11 protein-coding genes and 1 pseudogene are annotated in these 16,312 nt (G+C 65.6%); 8 read left to right on the top strand and 4 right to left on the bottom strand.

Annotated elements, in window-relative coordinates; translation table 11 throughout:
• From V5A20_RS08720 to phoU, 7 genes and pseudogenes are all read left to right on the top strand, one after another.
• A pseudogene (locus V5A20_RS08720) lies at positions 1–464 on the top strand (excinuclease ABC subunit UvrA); the annotation flags it as partial.
• Positions 465–891: 427 nt separating this feature from the next.
• Entirely contained in the window at positions 892–1,302 is a 411-nt protein-coding gene (locus V5A20_RS08715) for a hypothetical protein (protein ID WP_332327135.1), read from the top strand.
• 40 nt (positions 1,303–1,342) lie between these two features.
• Entirely contained in the window at positions 1,343–1,714 is a 372-nt protein-coding gene (locus V5A20_RS08710) for a hypothetical protein (RefSeq protein ID WP_332327133.1), read from the top strand.
• A 329-nt stretch (positions 1,715–2,043) separates the two neighbouring features.
• Entirely contained in the window at positions 2,044–4,653 is a 2,610-nt protein-coding gene (locus V5A20_RS08705) for a zinc-dependent metalloprotease (RefSeq protein WP_332327132.1), read from the top strand.
• Between the two features lie 275 nt (positions 4,654–4,928).
• Positions 4,929–6,161 (top strand): glycosyltransferase family 4 protein, encoded by a 1,233-nt coding sequence (locus tag V5A20_RS08700; protein WP_332327130.1) that lies wholly within the window; start codon positions 4,929–4,931, stop codon positions 6,159–6,161.
• 27 nt (positions 6,162–6,188) lie between these two features.
• The gene (locus V5A20_RS08695) at positions 6,189–7,409 is read left to right on the top strand and encodes a glycosyltransferase family 4 protein (protein WP_332327129.1); all 1,221 of its coding nucleotides are present in this window, start codon (positions 6,189–6,191) and stop codon (positions 7,407–7,409) included.
• Positions 7,410–7,552: 143 nt separating this feature from the next.
• Complete coding sequence (gene phoU, locus V5A20_RS08690; protein ID WP_332316055.1) at positions 7,553–8,263, top strand: phosphate signaling complex protein PhoU; 711 nt, start codon at positions 7,553–7,555, stop codon at positions 8,261–8,263.
• Here phoU and V5A20_RS08685 read toward each other — a convergent pair.
• From V5A20_RS08685 to V5A20_RS08670, 4 genes are all read right to left on the bottom strand, one after another.
• Positions 8,251–9,351 carry an endonuclease/exonuclease/phosphatase family protein gene (locus V5A20_RS08685; RefSeq protein ID WP_332316056.1) on the bottom strand — a complete coding sequence of 367 codons (1,101 nt, stop codon included), beginning with the start codon at positions 9,349–9,351 and terminating at the stop codon, positions 8,251–8,253. The two genes, phoU and V5A20_RS08685, sit on opposite strands and share 13 nt — an antisense overlap.
• 99 nt (positions 9,352–9,450) lie before the next feature.
• Positions 9,451–10,605 carry a glycosyltransferase family protein gene (locus tag V5A20_RS08680; protein ID WP_332316057.1) on the bottom strand — a complete coding sequence of 385 codons (1,155 nt, stop codon included), beginning with the start codon at positions 10,603–10,605 and terminating at the stop codon, positions 9,451–9,453.
• A gap of 204 nt (positions 10,606–10,809) precedes the next feature.
• Positions 10,810–12,309 carry a hypothetical protein gene (locus V5A20_RS08675; protein ID WP_332327127.1) on the bottom strand — a complete coding sequence of 500 codons (1,500 nt, stop codon included), beginning with the start codon at positions 12,307–12,309 and terminating at the stop codon, positions 10,810–10,812.
• 329 nt (positions 12,310–12,638) lie between these two features.
• Positions 12,639–15,455 carry a TonB-dependent receptor gene (locus V5A20_RS08670; RefSeq protein ID WP_332316059.1) on the bottom strand — a complete coding sequence of 939 codons (2,817 nt, stop codon included), beginning with the start codon at positions 15,453–15,455 and terminating at the stop codon, positions 12,639–12,641.
• A gap of 341 nt (positions 15,456–15,796) precedes the next feature.
• Between V5A20_RS08670 and V5A20_RS08665 the strand changes: the two genes are divergently transcribed.
• Positions 15,797–16,312 (top strand): MFS transporter (locus V5A20_RS08665; protein ID WP_332327125.1); only part of this gene is annotated, 516 nt, incomplete at its 3' end.

Genomic DNA, 16,312 nt, shown 5'->3' with positions numbered 1-16,312 from the left:
TGCTGGATATGACCGTCGACGAGGCCGCCGACTTCTTCGAGGGCGAGCGGGCAATTATCAACAAGCTGGAGGTCCTGCAGGACATTGGGCTCGGCTACCTCACGCTCGGCCAGCCCTCCACCACCCTGAGCGGCGGGGAGGCCCAGCGCATCAAGCTGGCCAGCCACCTCAACAGCCGCTCGTCGGACCGGACGCTCTACATCTTCGACGAGCCGACGACCGGGCTCCACTTCGACGACATCAGGCAGCTGCTGGGGGCCTTCGAGCAGTTGGTGGACGCGGGGCATTCCGTGATCATCATCGAGCACAACCTCGACGTCATCAAGTACGCCGACCACGTGATCGACCTCGGGCCGGAGGGCGGGGACGACGGGGGTGAGGTCGTGGTGGCGGGGACGCCGGAGGAGGTGGCGGCGTGCGAGGACAGCCACACCGGTCGGTTTCTGCGGGACGTGCTGCGGTGAGCGTTTTGCGTCACGGGTTAGGCGTTTTGCGTTGGATGTGGTGTGCTGAGAAAACTGTTTGAGGGACGTGTCCCTGATCCCGGACGCCGCTTGTATTTGTAAGCCAAATTAGGCTTTCTTTATTCAAGGAAGATTTTTTTGGCTTACATGTGTGCTTATGTCCGATTTACACGCAGTTGCTACGGGAGACGTCATTGGATCGTCCGAGTTGTCGGTGGACGAGCGGCGTCACTTGCCTGAGCGGTTGCGGAAAGCGTACGCAATTGCAAGGGAGACCGCCCCGGATTCACTTCCGTACGACTTAGCCATCATGGGCGGAGATGGATGGCAGTGCTACGTCGAGGATCCGTCGCAGGCGCTCCCACGAGTCCTCCATTTTTGGACCTGCCTGTATTCAGATGGTCTGCGTTCCCGATTTGCGGTTGCCGTGGACACGGTCGACTTTATTTCTGACGGCAACCTGAATGAGAGCGACGGCGCAGCCTTCCGGCAATCGGGACGAGCCCTGGAAACGCTCGAAGACGATTGCTGGGCCGTCTGTGTCCTTCCGAAGTCGGCGTCAATCACCAGCTCCCTCGCGGTGGATGGTATGTTTGAGCTGGTCGATCTCCTCCTGCACGAATGGACGGAGGCCCAAGCGCGGGCGGTCGCCGGCATGCTGGGGGGCGTCGGCACCGAGAGGTCCGTCACGCAACAGGCCGTCGCTGACGCGTGGTCGCCCGAGCCGATCACCCGTCAGTCGGTCAATCGGCATCTCCAGCGGGCTAACTGGTCGCGAATAGAGCGCACAGTCTCCATCTTCCGTGAACTGATTAACGTGGTTGCAGACGACACCTGACCTCTACCCCCTTGCCCTCTTCCAACGATCCCCAAGGGCAATGAGCACTCCCTGGATGTCCATTCCTCTCGTCCTTATCGGTGCCGTGCTCGTGGTGTGGGGAGGGAGTCCGGCGGTCGCTCAAATCGTGGCGCCGTACGCCGATCAACTCGACGAAGAGCCGGGACTCGTTCGCGGCGGACAAATCATCGGTATGGCCGAGCGCCTTTTGATCTACGTGTTCGTATTGGCCGAGGCCCCAAGTGCCATCGGGTTTCTCGTGACCGCAAAGTCGCTGTTTCGATTCGGAGACGTCACTGGGAAGCAGCAGCGGAGACACGCTGAGTACATCATCATCGGAACCCTCGTAAGCTTTGCATATGCCGTTACGCTGTCCTACCTCGTCCGTTGGGTCTTGACAGTTCTCGTGTAGACTCCTCTTCCCGCCCCCTGTAACAACCGGAGGCGCGACGCCGTCTTCGAATCTCGTGTTAGCCCTTGATCTGTGCCCCCCTACCGTAGGGACACACCACAGGGTCAGGATGCTTCGCCACCTCTTCCCACTCGCCGCGACGCATGGCGTAGGCGTTACATCTTTGCCTTCGCCTTGTCTACTTAGCACCCGTTGGGGCGGGAACCAAAAATGAGGCCCACAATTTCCCCGTACGGCTCGTGGGAAACGCCCCGTCCTCTGCGGGCGATACCGGTCGTCTTTCCGCCCCTTTCCATCGCCTCTCCCAAACCCAGCTCCTTCGACTCGACATGCGTCCCCGTACCTTCCTCTGGACCCTCACACTCGCCGCCCTCTTCGTGGTCGGCTGCAGCGGCTCAGCCGAGATGGCCGACTCCGCCGCTTCGGCACAGAACGCCGAGCAGCAGGCCAACGATGAGAAAAGCGACTTCCAGAAGGCCATTGCCGAGAGCGACTCCCTCGGCGGCCTCTTTACCGTCTACCGCGATACGACCGACGGCTCGCTCCAGATGGCGCTCGACTCCAGCCAGATCGGCATGGAGTACATCTACTTTACCCACACCGTCGACGGCGTGCTGGAGGCCGGCACCTTCCGCGGGGCCTACCGCGACAACACGGTCTTCAAGGTCCGGCGCCATTATGACCAGATTGAGTTCGTGGAGGTGAACACCAACTTCCACTTCAACGACGAGAGCACGCTCAGCCGCGCCTCGGACGCCAACACGAGCCCCTCGGTCCTGCACGTCGAAAAAATCGTGGCCGAGAACGACTCGACCGGCCGCCTGCTCATCGACGCCGACGGCCTGTTTCTGACCGAATCGCTCACACAGGTGAAGCCCTCTCCCACGCCTGGACAGTCGCCCGCCAGCTTCAAGCTGGGGCGGCAGAGCAAAGAGAAGTCCAAGGTCGACGGGGTTCACAACTACCCGAAAAACACGGACGTGGTCGTCGACTACGTCTTCGAAAACCCCCGCCCCATCAACCCCGGCTCCGACGCGGTCACCGACGCGCGCAACGTGACGATCACGCTGCGGCACAGCCTTATCGAGGTGCCGGAGAACGACTTTGAGCCGCGCTTCGCCGACCCGCGCGTCGGGTACTTCACCCAGCAAAAAGACAACCTGACCTCCACCAGCGCCACCCCCTACCATGACCTCATCAACCGCTGGCACCTGAAGAAGGAAAATCCCGACGCCGAACTCTCCGAGCCGGTGGAGCCGATCACGTGGTGGATCGAGAGCACGACCCCGGAGCGCATCCGGCCCATCATCCGCGACGCGGTGCTGGAGTGGAACGCCGCCTTCCGCAAGGCCGGCTTTGAGAACGCGATTGAGGTCAAAGTGCAGCCAGACACCGCCTCCTGGGACGCGGGCGACATCCGCTACAACGTGCTGCGCTGGACCTCCTCCCCCAACCCGCCCTTTAGCGGCTACGGGCCCAGCTTCGTAAACCCGCGCACCGGCCAGATCATGGGCGCGGACGTGATGCTGGAGTACGCGTTCTTGACCAATCAGGTTAACCAAAACAAGCTCTTTGAGGAGACCGGCCTGCCGCTTCAGGCCGCGAGCGAGCGGCCGAAGACGCTTCCCAAACACGCCTGCACGCTGCCCGGCTTCCTGCACATGAACACCCTCTTCGGCAAGGCCGCCCTGGCCCCCACCGCCGCGGACCCGAGCCCCGAGCAGAGCGGCCCGTCGGACCTCAACGGCGAGATCACCCAGCTCATGGAGGAGGCCCTCCACTTCCTCGCCCTGCACGAGGTGGGCCACACGCTGGGCCTGCAGCACAACATGAAGGCGTCTCAGCTCCACCCGACCGACGAGGTGCACGACGCCTCAGTCACCCGGGAAGAAGGGCTCGTCGGCTCGGTGATGGACTACCCGGCCGTGAACGTGGCCCCGCCCGACGGCGATCAGGGCCAGTACTACACGACCCGCCCCGGCCCCTACGACATGTGGGCCGTCGAGTACGGCTACACGCCGGACGCCTCCGAGACGGAGCTCGACGCCATTCTGTCGCGCTCCACCGAGCCGGCGCTTGCCTTCGGAAACGACGCGGACGACATGCGCGCACCGGGCAAGGCCATCGACCCCGAGGTGATGGTCGGCGACATGTCGAACGAGGCACTCGACTACGCCGAGGGACGCATGCAGCTCGTGCAAGACCTGATGGGGGATCTTCTGGAGAAGTACGAGGACCCCGGGCAGTCGTACCAGGAGCTGCGGAATGCCTTCCTGAGCGTGAGCGGCCAGCACGCGCAGATGGCGACCGTCGCCTCCCGCTACGTCGGCGGCGTCCATGTCGACCGCGCGCTGATCGGGCAGGAGGGCGCTACGGAACCGTACCGCCCGGTGCCCCTCGAGAAGCAACAGCGGGCCCTCGACCTCTTGAACGAGTACCTGTTCGCGCCGGATGCCTTCGAAATCATTCCGAACGAGCTCTACCGCCACCTGCAGCCGCAGCGACGCGGGTTTAACTTCTTCGGCGCGTCGGAGGACCCGAAGGTCCACGCCCGCGTGCTCGGCATTCAGGAAAGCGTGCTGGCCCACCTCTTGCACCCGAACGTGCTGGAGCGCATGACCGACACGCGCCTCTACGGCAACGAGTACACGCTGGCCGAGTACATGCGCGACCTCACCGACGCCGTCTTTGCGGCCGACGCGCAGGACAACGTGAACACGTTCCGCCAGAACCTGCAGGTCTCGTACGTGGAGTCCCTGGCGACCGTGGTGGGCGAGGAAGGCGACGCCCAGTACGACAACGTGGCCCAGAGCGCCGCCCTCCAGAGCCTGCAGGAGATCGAGCGCATGATTGAGCGCAAGCGCGGCGTGAACGCCGAGACCCGTGCCCACACCGACCACGTACTTCACCTGATCAACGAGGCCACCGCCACGGAGTAGTGCGTGGAGTCGCTGGAAAGGCCCCACGCGTTTCCCTCCGATGATCCTGTGTTGAAAACCCGAAGGCCCCAGGGACCCACGACGCCCTGGGGCCTTTTCTGTGCTGCCGGGCGTGCCTGAGCGTCGCTCCCCGAAACGCCCCGCGTTACTTTCTTCTGGTTGAAAGCGGCCTTGTAACATCCGCCCTTTGTCCCACCCACAGTCGTAGTGGGGTCCTTTCGCCTTGCGAGGCTGGACCTCGTTCCGAGTAGACCTTCTGGTTTCACCTTCCCCACATGGACACCGCGACCGACTCGCCTGCTGCACGCACTGATCGGCCCAGCCGTCGCTCGTCCCGGCGCATTGCGCTTTTCGCCGGGGCCTATACCCACATCGCCGACGGGGTGTCGCTCACGCTCAACCGCCTCGTCGACCACCTGGAGCAGCAGGGCGCCGAGGTGCGCGTCTTTGCCCCGACGGTGGACGACCCGGCCATTGAGGACCACGCCGGCACGCTCGCGTCCGTGCCCTCCCTCCCCGTGCCGGGCCGCTCGGAGTACCGGCTGTCCCTGGGCCTCACCCCCTCCGTTCGGGCGGCGCTGGAGGCCTTCGATCCGACGCTGTACCACATCGCCACGCCCGACCTGCTGGGCTACCACGCCCTCCGGCGCGCGCAGGCCACCGACACGCCCGTCGTGGCCTCCTACCATACCCACTTCAGCTCGTACCTCAAGTATTACCGCCTCAGCCTTCTGGAGACGCCCGTCTGGAGCTACCTGCGCTCCTTTTACAACCAGTGCCAGCAGGTCTACGTCCCCACCCACGCCATGGCGGAGGTGCTTCGAGGACACGGCATTGCCAGCGACCTTCGGCTCTGGCCCCGCGGGGTGAACACCACCCGCTTCAACCCGGACCGCCGCTCCGGCGAGTGGCGCCGGGCCCACGGCATCGGCGACGACGAGGCGGTCGTCGCGTTCGTGAGCCGGCTCGTGTGGGAGAAGGGGCTCGACGTCTACGCCGATGTCGTGGAGCGACTGGAGCATCAGGGCGTGCCCCACCGTAGCCTCGTCGTAGGCGACGGCCCGGCCCGCACGGACCTGGAGGCCCGCCTCCCGAACACCACCTTCACCGGCTTTCTCGACGGCACCGAGCTGGCCCGGGCCTACGCCTCATCCGACGTCTTTCTGTTTCCCAGCGACACCGAAACGTTCGGCAACGTCACCCTGGAGGCGATGGCCTCGGGGCTCCCGACGGTGTGCGCCGACGCAGCCGGCAGTCGCGACCTCGTGGACGACGGCACCACGGGCCGGCTCTGCTCCCCCGGTCACGTCGAGGCGTTTACGGACGCCGTGCGCACCCTCATCGTCGACAATGCGCGTCGCGACCGGATGGGCACCGCCGCCTGTAAGCGGGCCCAAGACTTTACCTGGTCCGCCGTCCTCAATCGCATGAGCCGGTACTACGACGAGGTGCTTGCCCGTCATTCGTCCCCCACACGACCCTCGGCTCCGGCGGGCGTGCCTGCGTAGTCTCTTTCCATCCGTCGGTTCGCCGCCGTGCGCCTTCTCTTCGTCTCGCATTCGCTCCCGCCCCACGGCCGCCCGCTCGCCAACGTGGGCGGCATGCAGCGCGTCGCCCTGAAGCTCCACGAGACCCTCGAGGCGCGCGCCGAGGAGGGCGCCCTCGATTACGACGCCCTGCTGCTGCGCAGTGCCTGGCGCACGGTTCACCTGAAAACGCCCGTCTTTCTCGCCCGGGCCGGCTGGCGGATCGCCCAGGCCGCCCGGCGGAATGCCGTCGACGTGGTCCTCTTCTCCTCGATGGTGACGGCCGGCCTCGCGGTGCCCCTCCAGGGCCTGCTCCGCCGACATGGCGTGCGGACGGCCGCCATCGTGCACGGGCTCGACGTGACGACCCCGTTTCCGCCCTACCAGTGGTTCGTGCCGACGGTGTTCGACGCCCTCGACGCGGTGCTTCCTGTGAGCCGGGCCACCCGCCAGGCGTGCCTTGACCGCAGCGCCTCGTCCGCCCAGCTTCGCGTCGTGCCCAACGGCATCGACACGGACCGCTTCGAGGCGCCCGGGGACCGCGCCGCGGCCCGGCAGGTGCTTGAGGACGATGTCGGCGTGGCCGCCCCGCCCCCACCGCCCGACGGGCTCCTGCTCTGCAGCGTCGGACGACAGGTGGAGCGCAAGGGCACCGCCTGGTTCGTGGACGCCGTGATGCCCCGGCTCCCCGACGACGTGCACTACTGGATTGCGGGCGACGGTCCCCAGCTCGACGCGATTGAGGCGGCCATTGCACGGCACAACCTGTCCTCTCGCGTTCGCCTCCTTGGCCGCGTCCCGAACGACACCCTGGCCCGCCTCTACCGCGGGGCCGATCTGTTCATCATGCCCAACGTGCCCGTCGAGGACGACATGGAGGGCTTCGGCATCGTGCTGCTCGAGGCCGGCCAGTGCGGCACCCCAGCCGTCGCGGCCGAGCTGGAAGGGATCCAGGACGTGATCGACGACGGCGTCAACGGCCACCTCGTGGCCCCGGAGTCTCCGGAGGCGTTCATGGACGCCATCGCGGCGTACCGCAACGATCCCGACGCACTGGACGCCGCCGCGCAACGAGCCCGTCGCTACACCGAAGACACCTTCGGATGGCCCGCCGTCGCCGACACGTACCTGTCGGTCCTGCGCACGGTGTGGAGCCGGGGCACGCCCCCCGACGCGGGCGACGACGTGGGCACGGCAGATCGGCCCGCCGCCCGCTCCCGTAGGACGTAGTCGCCCGTCGGGCGCCCCCATCCGCTTTTCGGGGGGGAGCGGAGGGCGACGGCGCCCGTGCGTCCATCGCTCGTCGGCACATTCCCCCATCCCGATCGTACAGGCATGTCCGCACACAATCCGACGACCCGACCGGGACTTTCATGCCGACCCGTCTCGCACACGAAATCGCCGAGCTCCGCAGCCGCCTCCTCGACATGGCCACCATCGTGGCCGAACAGTTTACCGACGCCGTCGACGCCCTTCTCACCCACGACGTGGAACGGGCCGAGCGCGTCATGGACCGCGACCGTGAGGTCGACGCCCTGGAGCTTGAGGTCGACGAGTACTGCCAGCGCATCCTGGCCCGCCACCAGCCCGTCGCCACCGACCTCCGCACCCTCCTCACGGTCGAAAAGATCAACACCGACCTGGAACGGATCGGGGATCACTGCCGCAACCTGGCCGCCAACGCCGAGCATGTGACCGAGGCCCCCGGCGTCCTCGACGTGGTCAAGATCCGTGAGATGAGCCAGGCGGCCCGCCGCATGCTCGACGAGGCCAAGCAGGCCTTCCTCGACCAGAACGCCGAGCTGGCCCGCCGCATCCCCGACCTCGACGACGAGGTGGATCGGCTTCACCACGAAAACTTCCAGGAACTGGTGGACTACATCCGGAAGAACCCGGAGCACGCGGAAGTGGCCGCCCACCTTATCACCGCCAGCAAGGCGATCGAGCGCATCTCGGACCACTCCACCAACATCGCGAAGGGCGTCGTTTTTCTCATTGAGGGGGTCGACATTCGGCACGCCAGCGTGCAGGAGGAGATGGCCCCCGGCAGCACATCGCCCCTCCGCTCCTCCTACTCTTCGTAGTCGTCCCGCCAGCGGAGCCGGGCCACCACGGGACGATGGTCCGAAATGGGCCCGTTGGCCCCGGGCCTCGGGACGGTGGTCGCTTCGATGTGCCACGCCGGCCCGGCCAGGACGTGGTCGATCTGGACGAGCGGCCACCCCGCCGGAAAGGTGGCGGCTCCGCCCGCCGCCCGCAGCCCTTGCGCAATGTGCTGGTAGGCCCACTGGTGGCGGGTGCTGTTGAAGTCACCTGCTACGAGCACCGGGCGCGGTTCCCGTTCGATGTGCCGCCGAATCCGACGGGCCTGTTCGGCACGGTGCAGCGCCCCGTTCCGGTACGTCCGCAGGACGGCCCGCCAGCGCCGGAGGGACTGGGCCGGGTCCAGCAGCTCCCAGGGGCGGGTGCCCACCGTGTGCAGGTGCACGTTGTAGAGCACGGCCGGGCGCCCCTGCCAGGTGAAGTGGGTGCGCGTGTACCGGGCACGGGGATTCGTGTCGCCGGACGGGGGCAGCGGGTGGACACTCATCGAATCCAGGCGAATTTGCCCTAGTACCGGCCGATGCACCAGGGTCTCGGGAGGACGCACGCGGGGCAGGGTGTAGCCGGAGGCGTCCCGCAGCAGCACGGGAAGCGGCCAGTCGGCCAACGCGAGAGGGGCCTCCGAGGACGCGCCGGCGTGCATCTGCGTCTCCTGCAAGGCCAGCACGGTAGGGGCCTCCCGCTCCACGAGTTCAGTTAGCGCCCGTCCCCGGTCCGGTTCACGGGAAAAGGCCGGCGGCAAGTTGAACGTCATCAGTCGCAGTGCCTCCGCGGCACCCCCCGATGCGTCTTCGGCCGGGACCGCCCCGAAGCGGGCCGCGACGAGCAGGAGCAGCACCGCGCCGACCGCCCCCCGTCCCCACGCTTGGCGATAGATGCTTTGCCCCACCAGTCCGGCCCCAAGCAGGCCCACCGCCCCGCCCAGCACGGGAAGCAGGACCGCAAACAGATCCGTCCACCAGAAGTGGGCCGGCGGAAGGTACGGCGCCGCGTACCCGACCAGAAACGCGGCAACCAGAAGCCCAGCCCCACCCCACGCCAGGGCCCAAAGCACACGTCGGAGACCCATCGCCACGACTCTGTTGGATGGTTTGAGAAGACAGATCGCCTCCGGTCCGGATCGGGACAGTGCGCACGCTCACTTCGCCGGCGCGCCCCCCACTTCGCATCAGGCCGCTTCAAGGATCCGTTCCTCCGCAGGTGGACCCGGCATGGACGCGGCGGCGGGAGGCCGGGCGGCCGCCTCAAGCTCCCGCACAAACCGACGGCGCCCCTGACGCACCCACCGCCGAAAGCGCTCTCCTGAGTCGGCCCCACGGTCCAGTGCAGCCCGAAGACGGCCAATGTCGAACCGGGGGCTGCGCACTCCCGCCCCCGCCCGCACCGCGTCGATGGCGTTGCAGCGCTGCTCGTAATGCCCCGCCACCGGCACCACCTGGACCGGCGTCCCGAGATACATCGCCTCCGCAACCGACTCGAACCCGGCGGTGGACACAAAGCCGCGGCAGCGGGCCATAAGACGCAAAAACTTCTGATCGTCGAGCTGATGGAACGTCAGCGTGTCGTCGTAGGCCTCCACCGGCGCCGCGTCCGGGCGGTCCCAGAAGCAATGCAGCGGCACGTCGGGGTGCTGCTCGTGCCACTGGATCACCTCTTTGGCGTAGCCGCTATTGAGGATGTAGACGAGGAAGAAGGGCTCGCTCTGGTCTCGCGGCTGCCGAAACACACCGGTCCGCAGAAGGGGCGGGAGGACGGTCAGGTTGTCCCGCGGGCGGTCGGCGGCCGGATAAAGCGAGAGCGCGAGGCGCCGCGACGCCCCCCAGGCCGTCAGCCGCGCGAACGCACGGGCCGCCCATCGTCGCCCCCAGCGCCCCGCCGGGAACTGATACGTGGGGTGCAAAAACATGTACTGGTGCGCCACCGCCACGACCGGCACGGACGGCGAATGCGTGACGGCGTAGAGGCCCATCAGGGGCTCAAAGAAATTCACGACCACGTCCGGGTCGTGGCGCTCCACGGCGGCGTCGAGGGCGTCCAGGCTGCGCCAGAACGTCGGCGTGCGCCGGAGCGCCCGTCGCAGCGTGACCCAGGGGCGCACCGACCGGTCCGCGTCGTCCGAGACGAAGCCCGGGCTCGCAACGTCCGTGACGGGGGCGTCGAAGGCCGCCCGGAAGAAGGCCGGCACGGCCTGCCCGTCGCTCTTGCCCACGGCGACCGCTGCCACCCGGTGCCCGGCGTCCCGGAGCAGGCGCCGCAGGGCCATCGCCTGCGTGAGGTGGCCGCGGCCCTCCCCCTGGACAACAAAGAGACAGCGGAGTGACATGCAGCGGAGACTGCTTGGGAGAGCGCGTCTAAAACACACAACAGTGCACACGCGACCGACCGGCGCCGTTCCACCCCTGCCATGCCCGGCTTTGCACGCCCCACAGGGCCCACGTAAAAAACGGCCGGACGCCCCAAAAAGAGCATCCGGCCGCCGAGGCCCACAGAAGGCAGAACGCCCTCCAGGTGCGAGGAACTCGAGCGTCTACTGGAGCTCTCCATTCTGATCGAGCAGCGTCCACCCCTTCGCCCAACTGTCGTTGGGTCCGAAGGCGCCCTTGTAGCTGACGTCTACGAGGTCCGAATTCTCGCCGCCCACGTCACCGAAGCCACTGACCGATGAGAGGGCCGTGTTCGTGGCGGGACCGGCCGCTCGCGGGTCAAAGTCCACGATGTCCTGATCATCCTCCCGATTCATTGCCTGGATCGGGGACTCGGACGTGAGCTGGTTCCCATTGTCCCGGAGCACCTGCGCGAGGTCGCCCCGCCAACTCTCATCGACGGGCGAACCATCCTCCTCCGTGATCTGGATGATGTCCTCGAACGTCGTGTTGCCGGGATCGTAGTTGGCCCCCACGTTCCACCAGAGGTTGTTTTCGTGGACGAGGTCACCGTTCTCAGCGCGCTCGCGCGCATCCGTCCGGTCGGAGCGGTCTTCAATCTCCAATCCCGCGCTCGTCGTGCGTCCGTCCATGAAGATGGTATTGTAGTACGAGGTCGCGTTGTTGTCCCGCTGGATGAGCATCGGCTCGCCCTGGTCGCCGTCGATGCCCTGCGTGCCGGGCCCGACGCCGATGTACGTGGCGTTCGCGACCTTCGAGGTGGCGAACGGCTGCCCGCCTTCCGGATCCGTGCCGCCGTCGTGCTCCCCGATGCGACCAGCCTCGTCCGTATCTTGCACGGCGAGCCAGAACTGGTTACTGCCGCGCCAGCCCTCATCGATGTCGAAGTTGTCGTCCGACACGAACGCCGAGATCAGGTACTTGGTATTCACCGTGCCGCCGAAGAACTCGAAGCCGTCGTCGTCGCTGGCGTAGGACTCAACATACTCGATGGTCGAGCCACTGCCGACGCCCCCGAGCGTGAGGCCCTGAATCTCATCACCGCCGCCGAGCTGGCTTCCCGTGTGGCGAATGGACACGAAGCGGAACGTGCCAATGTCGTGGTCGTCGTTGAAGTCGCTGTTTTCGGCGCCGTAATCGGCCCGATCCCCAGCGATGTCGTCGGGCACGCCCTCGATCGTCGTGGTCGGCGGTTCTGAGTTGATCGTCGCATCGCCGAGCAGGATCACGCCGCCCCAAAGGCCGCGAGTCCCACGGTCGAAGCCGCTCCCGTCATCGCCCTGGGCGGTGAAGATAATGGGATCCGCCTCCGACGGATCTTCGCTTCCAGGATTTCCGTCCGCTTCGATCGTTCCTCCGCGGCTTATGATCAGTGCCGCGGCATCTGCCCCATCTCCGGGCATGCCCTGAATCAGCGTCCCGGGATCGATGCTGAGGGTCTCGCCATCGTTGACGAAGACAAAGTTGTCGAGCCGGTAAACAAAGTCGTTCGACCACGTGACCTCCGACACGTCATTGCCGTCCTGATCACTGTAGCCGATGCCGAACTCCGTATCGTCCGAGTTTTCTCCGCCACTGTTGTCACTAACCTCGATGACCGTCTTTCCATCGACCTCCGCGTCGGTTGTATCATAGTGGGCCACAGAAAAGGGCTCACCGTCGTCACCATTATCGGGGGGTGGATCCTCCATTCCACTGTCGTTGGAATCGCACCCTGCAAGCAGAAGCGCAGGCACAACGAGAAGGGCGAGAAGGCAGCGAACGAGTGAGAAGGTACCAAGCGTCGTCGTATGCGTATGCCTCATCGGTAGAGGGGTGTCTGAGAAAAGAGTGCGGTGAAGCCCGGAAGCGGTTGTTGATTTCATAACACGCTCCCTCGAACCACCGAAGGGGTGAGCCGGGCATTCGGCTCACCCCTTCGGGCGGTGTTTCTGGAATGTGAGGCCCCGATTCTGGGACCCCGTAAAGAAGGCTAGTAGCTGTACGAGAGACTTAAGGAGACCGTCCGGCCCAGCGGACGAAGATCGTTGACGAATTCGGTGCCCCGAAATTCCTGGGAGACGATCTCTTCACTGCCGAGGATGTTATCGACGGCGACCGTTGCCTCGACGCCCCGCAGGAGTCGCTGCGATGCCCGCACATTGAGGGTGCTCCGGGCCCGCTCGTAGATGTCGACCCCGTTCCGGGAGACGGTGTCGAGCCGGTCGCCGAAGCGATTGAAGTATACGTTCACGCTGGTGCCGGCCTCCGGATGCTGGTAGCCTAGATTCAGATTTATCAGATAGGGCGACTGTCCTTGAAGGGGCCGCGTGTCGCTGGGGTCATCGTCGAACGCACGAATTGCCTCCAGGACCTCTTCGGTGCGCGTGATTTCTGACTGGGACAGCGTCAGGCTCCCACCCGCCTGCACGTGTCGGAGCCACGACGCTAGATCGTCGAGACGGGTCCGGGCCTCCAGCTCCAGCCCATAGACGGTGGCCTTGTCCCGGTTCCGGTACGTGACCACCTGATTGGCCGCCGCCTGCGGATCGATGGTCCGCTCGATGGGATCGGTAAAATCTTTGTAGTACACGCTCGCCGAGAGCAACTCGCCCGGTCCGGTGAACCACTCCCAGCGCAGGTCAAAGTTGTCGACGCGGGTGCGAGTCAGGTTCTCGTTGCCCCGCTCAATGTAGTCCCCGACGAAACTGAAGGACTCGAACGGCGCGAACTCCCGAAAGGACGGAAGCGCAATGGTGCGCCCGTAGGCCAGGCGCAAGTTCATGCTCTCTCGTAGCGACCAGATAAGATTGGCGGACGGCAATACGTCCGTGTTCGAAAAGTCGCCCTGAAGCCGGTCTTCGAACGTAGAAAGTGACATTTCCGAGTGCTCAACTCGCACTCCTCCGACCATCTCAAGAGCCGGCACGCCGGGAACGGGAAGCTCGGCCATCAGAAATCCGGCGCCCCCCTCCTGATCCGCGTCGTAGTTGTTGCGGTCCTGCGTCCGGTCGAGCACGTAGGTCCCAAACGTCCCCTCCTCCCGCAGTCCTGCCTGGTCGTCAATGTACGCATCTGGGTCCCCGGAAAAGTTGGCCTCGTCGGTCAGATGATCGAAGCGCCGCTCCCGAAAGGCCCGCGAACGCGAGCGAACACGTCCCCCCGCTTTGATCAGGCCCTCCCCAAGCGGCACCTCAACCGACAGGTTTGCCGACGCGTCGTCTTCTTCTAGATCGCGGAAGTAGCGGGCCGGCACCGGGTAGATCGACTTCGAAATCGAATAGGTGGTGTCGCCGTCCCGGGGCGTAAACTGGTTGGAAAAGAACCGGTAGTCCGGTTCATCGCGTGTGACCTCCGACCACATTGCTTTCCACTGGACGCGAACGCCGTCCTGCCCGCCGCCGAAGCGGTGCGTGCCCCGCAGCTCTCCGGAGCGCACCGAGCGCTCGGTGGTGCGGGACACGCGCGTCTGGAACCGTTGCCCGGACGAGAGGTCCCGCGGAAGCAGTCCCGTTTCGATCCGGGCCTCCTGTTCCTCGTCCGCGTTGTAGATGCCGCGCAGGCTGACCTCATGCTGCGGGGCCGGTTGAACGGACACGCCCAGCAAGCCCCCAACGAGCGTTTCCGTGACGCCGCGCTGCGTCGTGTAGTCGGCAGTGGCCCCAAGCGTTTCCGACGAGACGCCTCCCTGGTCAAACCGCGCAGTCTTGCCGTCGTCATACCCGGAGAACGACTCGTCGTACGAAAGCGACGCGATGACCCCGACCGGCCAATCCTCGAATACGCGGAATTGCGTTCCCGTGGCCACCTCGGCCCCGCGATTGCCTACGATTTCCCGCTGGGTCGGCGTCATGCGCGTGGCAAAGGCCCGCGTGAGGTTCGACAGGGCCTGTTGCTTTTCGGAGTCGTTGAAGGTCTGCGCGATGTTTTCGGGCACGTTCTCGTCGTCCGCCGCGCTCGGCACCGCGCTCAAACCGCCCGTGGGCCGAAGAATGTCACCACCGATCCCCACCTCGCTGTTGAAGGAAGTGGAGAAAGAGGCATTGAGGAAGAACTCTTCTGGAAAGGACTTGGTCGTCACGTCGATGGAACCTCCGGTGAATGTGGCGGGCTCATCCGGAGTGAAGGATTTCGTGGTAACGATATTGTCGATGAGGTTGGACGGAAAGAGGTCCAGCGGCACGCTGTTGCCATCCGGGTCCGGGGTGGGGAGGGTGCTGTTGTCCAGCTGTACGTCAACGTACCGGCCCTGTAGGCCGCGGACATTTACGTATTTCCCGTCGACCACGGAGGCCCCCGTGACATTGCTCATCGCGTCGGCCACCGTTCCGGCCCCCATTTGAGAAATCGTCTCGGCACTGATGGCGTCGCTGACGGCAGCCGCCTCTGCTCGATCTTTTAGGAGCCCCGCCTCGGAATCCCGCGCTGCCTGGGCTTCCACGACGACCTCTTCAAGCTGGGCCGACTCCTCGGCGAGGGCCACGTCGAGCGGGGTGGTCTGCCCGGAGGACACTTCCACCCCGGTGACCGTCTTCTGCTGAAAGCCGACAAACGAGAAGACGAGGTCGTACGCGCCCGGGGCAAGCCCGTTGAGTCGGTACCGTCCGTTGAGGTCCGTCGAGGTGCCGGTCGAGGTGCCCTCAACCCGGACATTCGCCCCGGGCAGCGACTCCCCCCGCCCTTCTTCCACGACAACGCCCGTGATGGCCCCGGTCGACGCCTCGTCCTGTGCATGGGCGAGCGGGCTCCATGCAATCCCCGCTAGCACGAGAGCGGCGCCTAGGAGACATCGAAGAGGGCCGTGGGTCATGGAGGCGGGGTTGATCGTCCGGGAAGGAGTGCACACAGGGGTCGCATCAAATCCTCACCCCACATCCTAACGGGCAGGTGTTACGCCGCCATTATGGGCAAATTATCTTAATATTAATGGGGTGAAATTTTGCGGCCCTTCACGTTTGCGCCGCCGTCTACGCCCCTCTGCCGTCCACTCGCACTCCCGAGACGAAATTCTCCGAAGATTTCGGGCACGCGCCTGCATGTGGGGGCACTGCCCGTCATCTTTGATGTTCGTCGTCGGGGATCTCTGGCACCGGAGACTTCCCCCAATGACATCCTACTGCCCGTGCGTCTCATTGAGGCCGATTACTGTTCGTGCCCAACCCGAAGACCTCAAATCCATACCTGATCCTCTTTGCGCTCTGGCTGATGATGTTCTCGGCCAGCAGCCAGCTGATCATCATGGTGCCCATCCTTCCGGAGATCGCGGCGACGCTCGGGGTCAACGCGTTCTGGCAGGGCATGCTGCTGACGGCCTACGCGCTCTCGCTGGGCGTGTCGGCCCTCATCACCGGCCCGGCGTCCGACCGCATCGGGCGCCGCCTCATCCTGCTGTACGGCACCATCCTGATGGCGGTCACCCTCACCCTTCATACGGTGGCGGAAAGCTACGTCCTCCTCTTTTCCATGCGCCTGCTCGCGGGCGTCGGGGGCGGCATGCTGACCAGTGGGTCCGTGGCGTACGTGGGCGACTACTTCCCGTACGAGCAGCGCGGATGGGCCAACGGCTGGGTGATGAGCGGCACGGCCTTCGGGCAGGTGGCCGGCATCCCCATCGGCAAAGTGCTCGCGACCGGCTTCGGCTACCGGTGGCCCTTTCTCATGTTTGCG

This window comes from Salinibacter sp. (genome assembly GCF_036626415.1).
In the GTDB taxonomy this organism is placed as follows: Bacteria; Bacteroidota; Rhodothermia; order Rhodothermales; family Salinibacteraceae; genus Salinibacter.
The sequence above is the reverse complement of the archived record's forward strand: the minus strand, read 5'-3'. Positions and strand labels throughout refer to the sequence as shown.

What these genes read in the sequence shown, in the direction of transcription:
- V5A20_RS08710 (WP_332327133.1), top strand. Translation starts at nt 1,343, where the DNA reads ATGAGCACTCCCTGGATGTCCATTCCTCTCGTCCTTATCGGTGCCGTG.
- V5A20_RS08705 (WP_332327132.1), top strand. Translation starts at nt 2,044, where the DNA reads ATGCGTCCCCGTACCTTCCTCTGGACCCTCACACTCGCCGCCCTCTTC.
- V5A20_RS08700 (WP_332327130.1), top strand. Translation starts at nt 4,929, where the DNA reads ATGGACACCGCGACCGACTCGCCTGCTGCACGCACTGATCGGCCCAGC.
- phoU (WP_332316055.1), top strand. Translation starts at nt 7,553, where the DNA reads ATGCCGACCCGTCTCGCACACGAAATCGCCGAGCTCCGCAGCCGCCTC.
- V5A20_RS08685 (WP_332316056.1), bottom strand. Translation starts at nt 9,351, where the DNA reads ATGGGTCTCCGACGTGTGCTTTGGGCCCTGGCGTGGGGTGGGGCTGGG.
- V5A20_RS08680 (WP_332316057.1), bottom strand. Translation starts at nt 10,605, where the DNA reads ATGTCACTCCGCTGTCTCTTTGTTGTCCAGGGGGAGGGCCGCGGCCAC.
- V5A20_RS08670 (WP_332316059.1), bottom strand. Translation starts at nt 15,455, where the DNA reads ATGACCCACGGCCCTCTTCGATGTCTCCTAGGCGCCGCTCTCGTGCTA.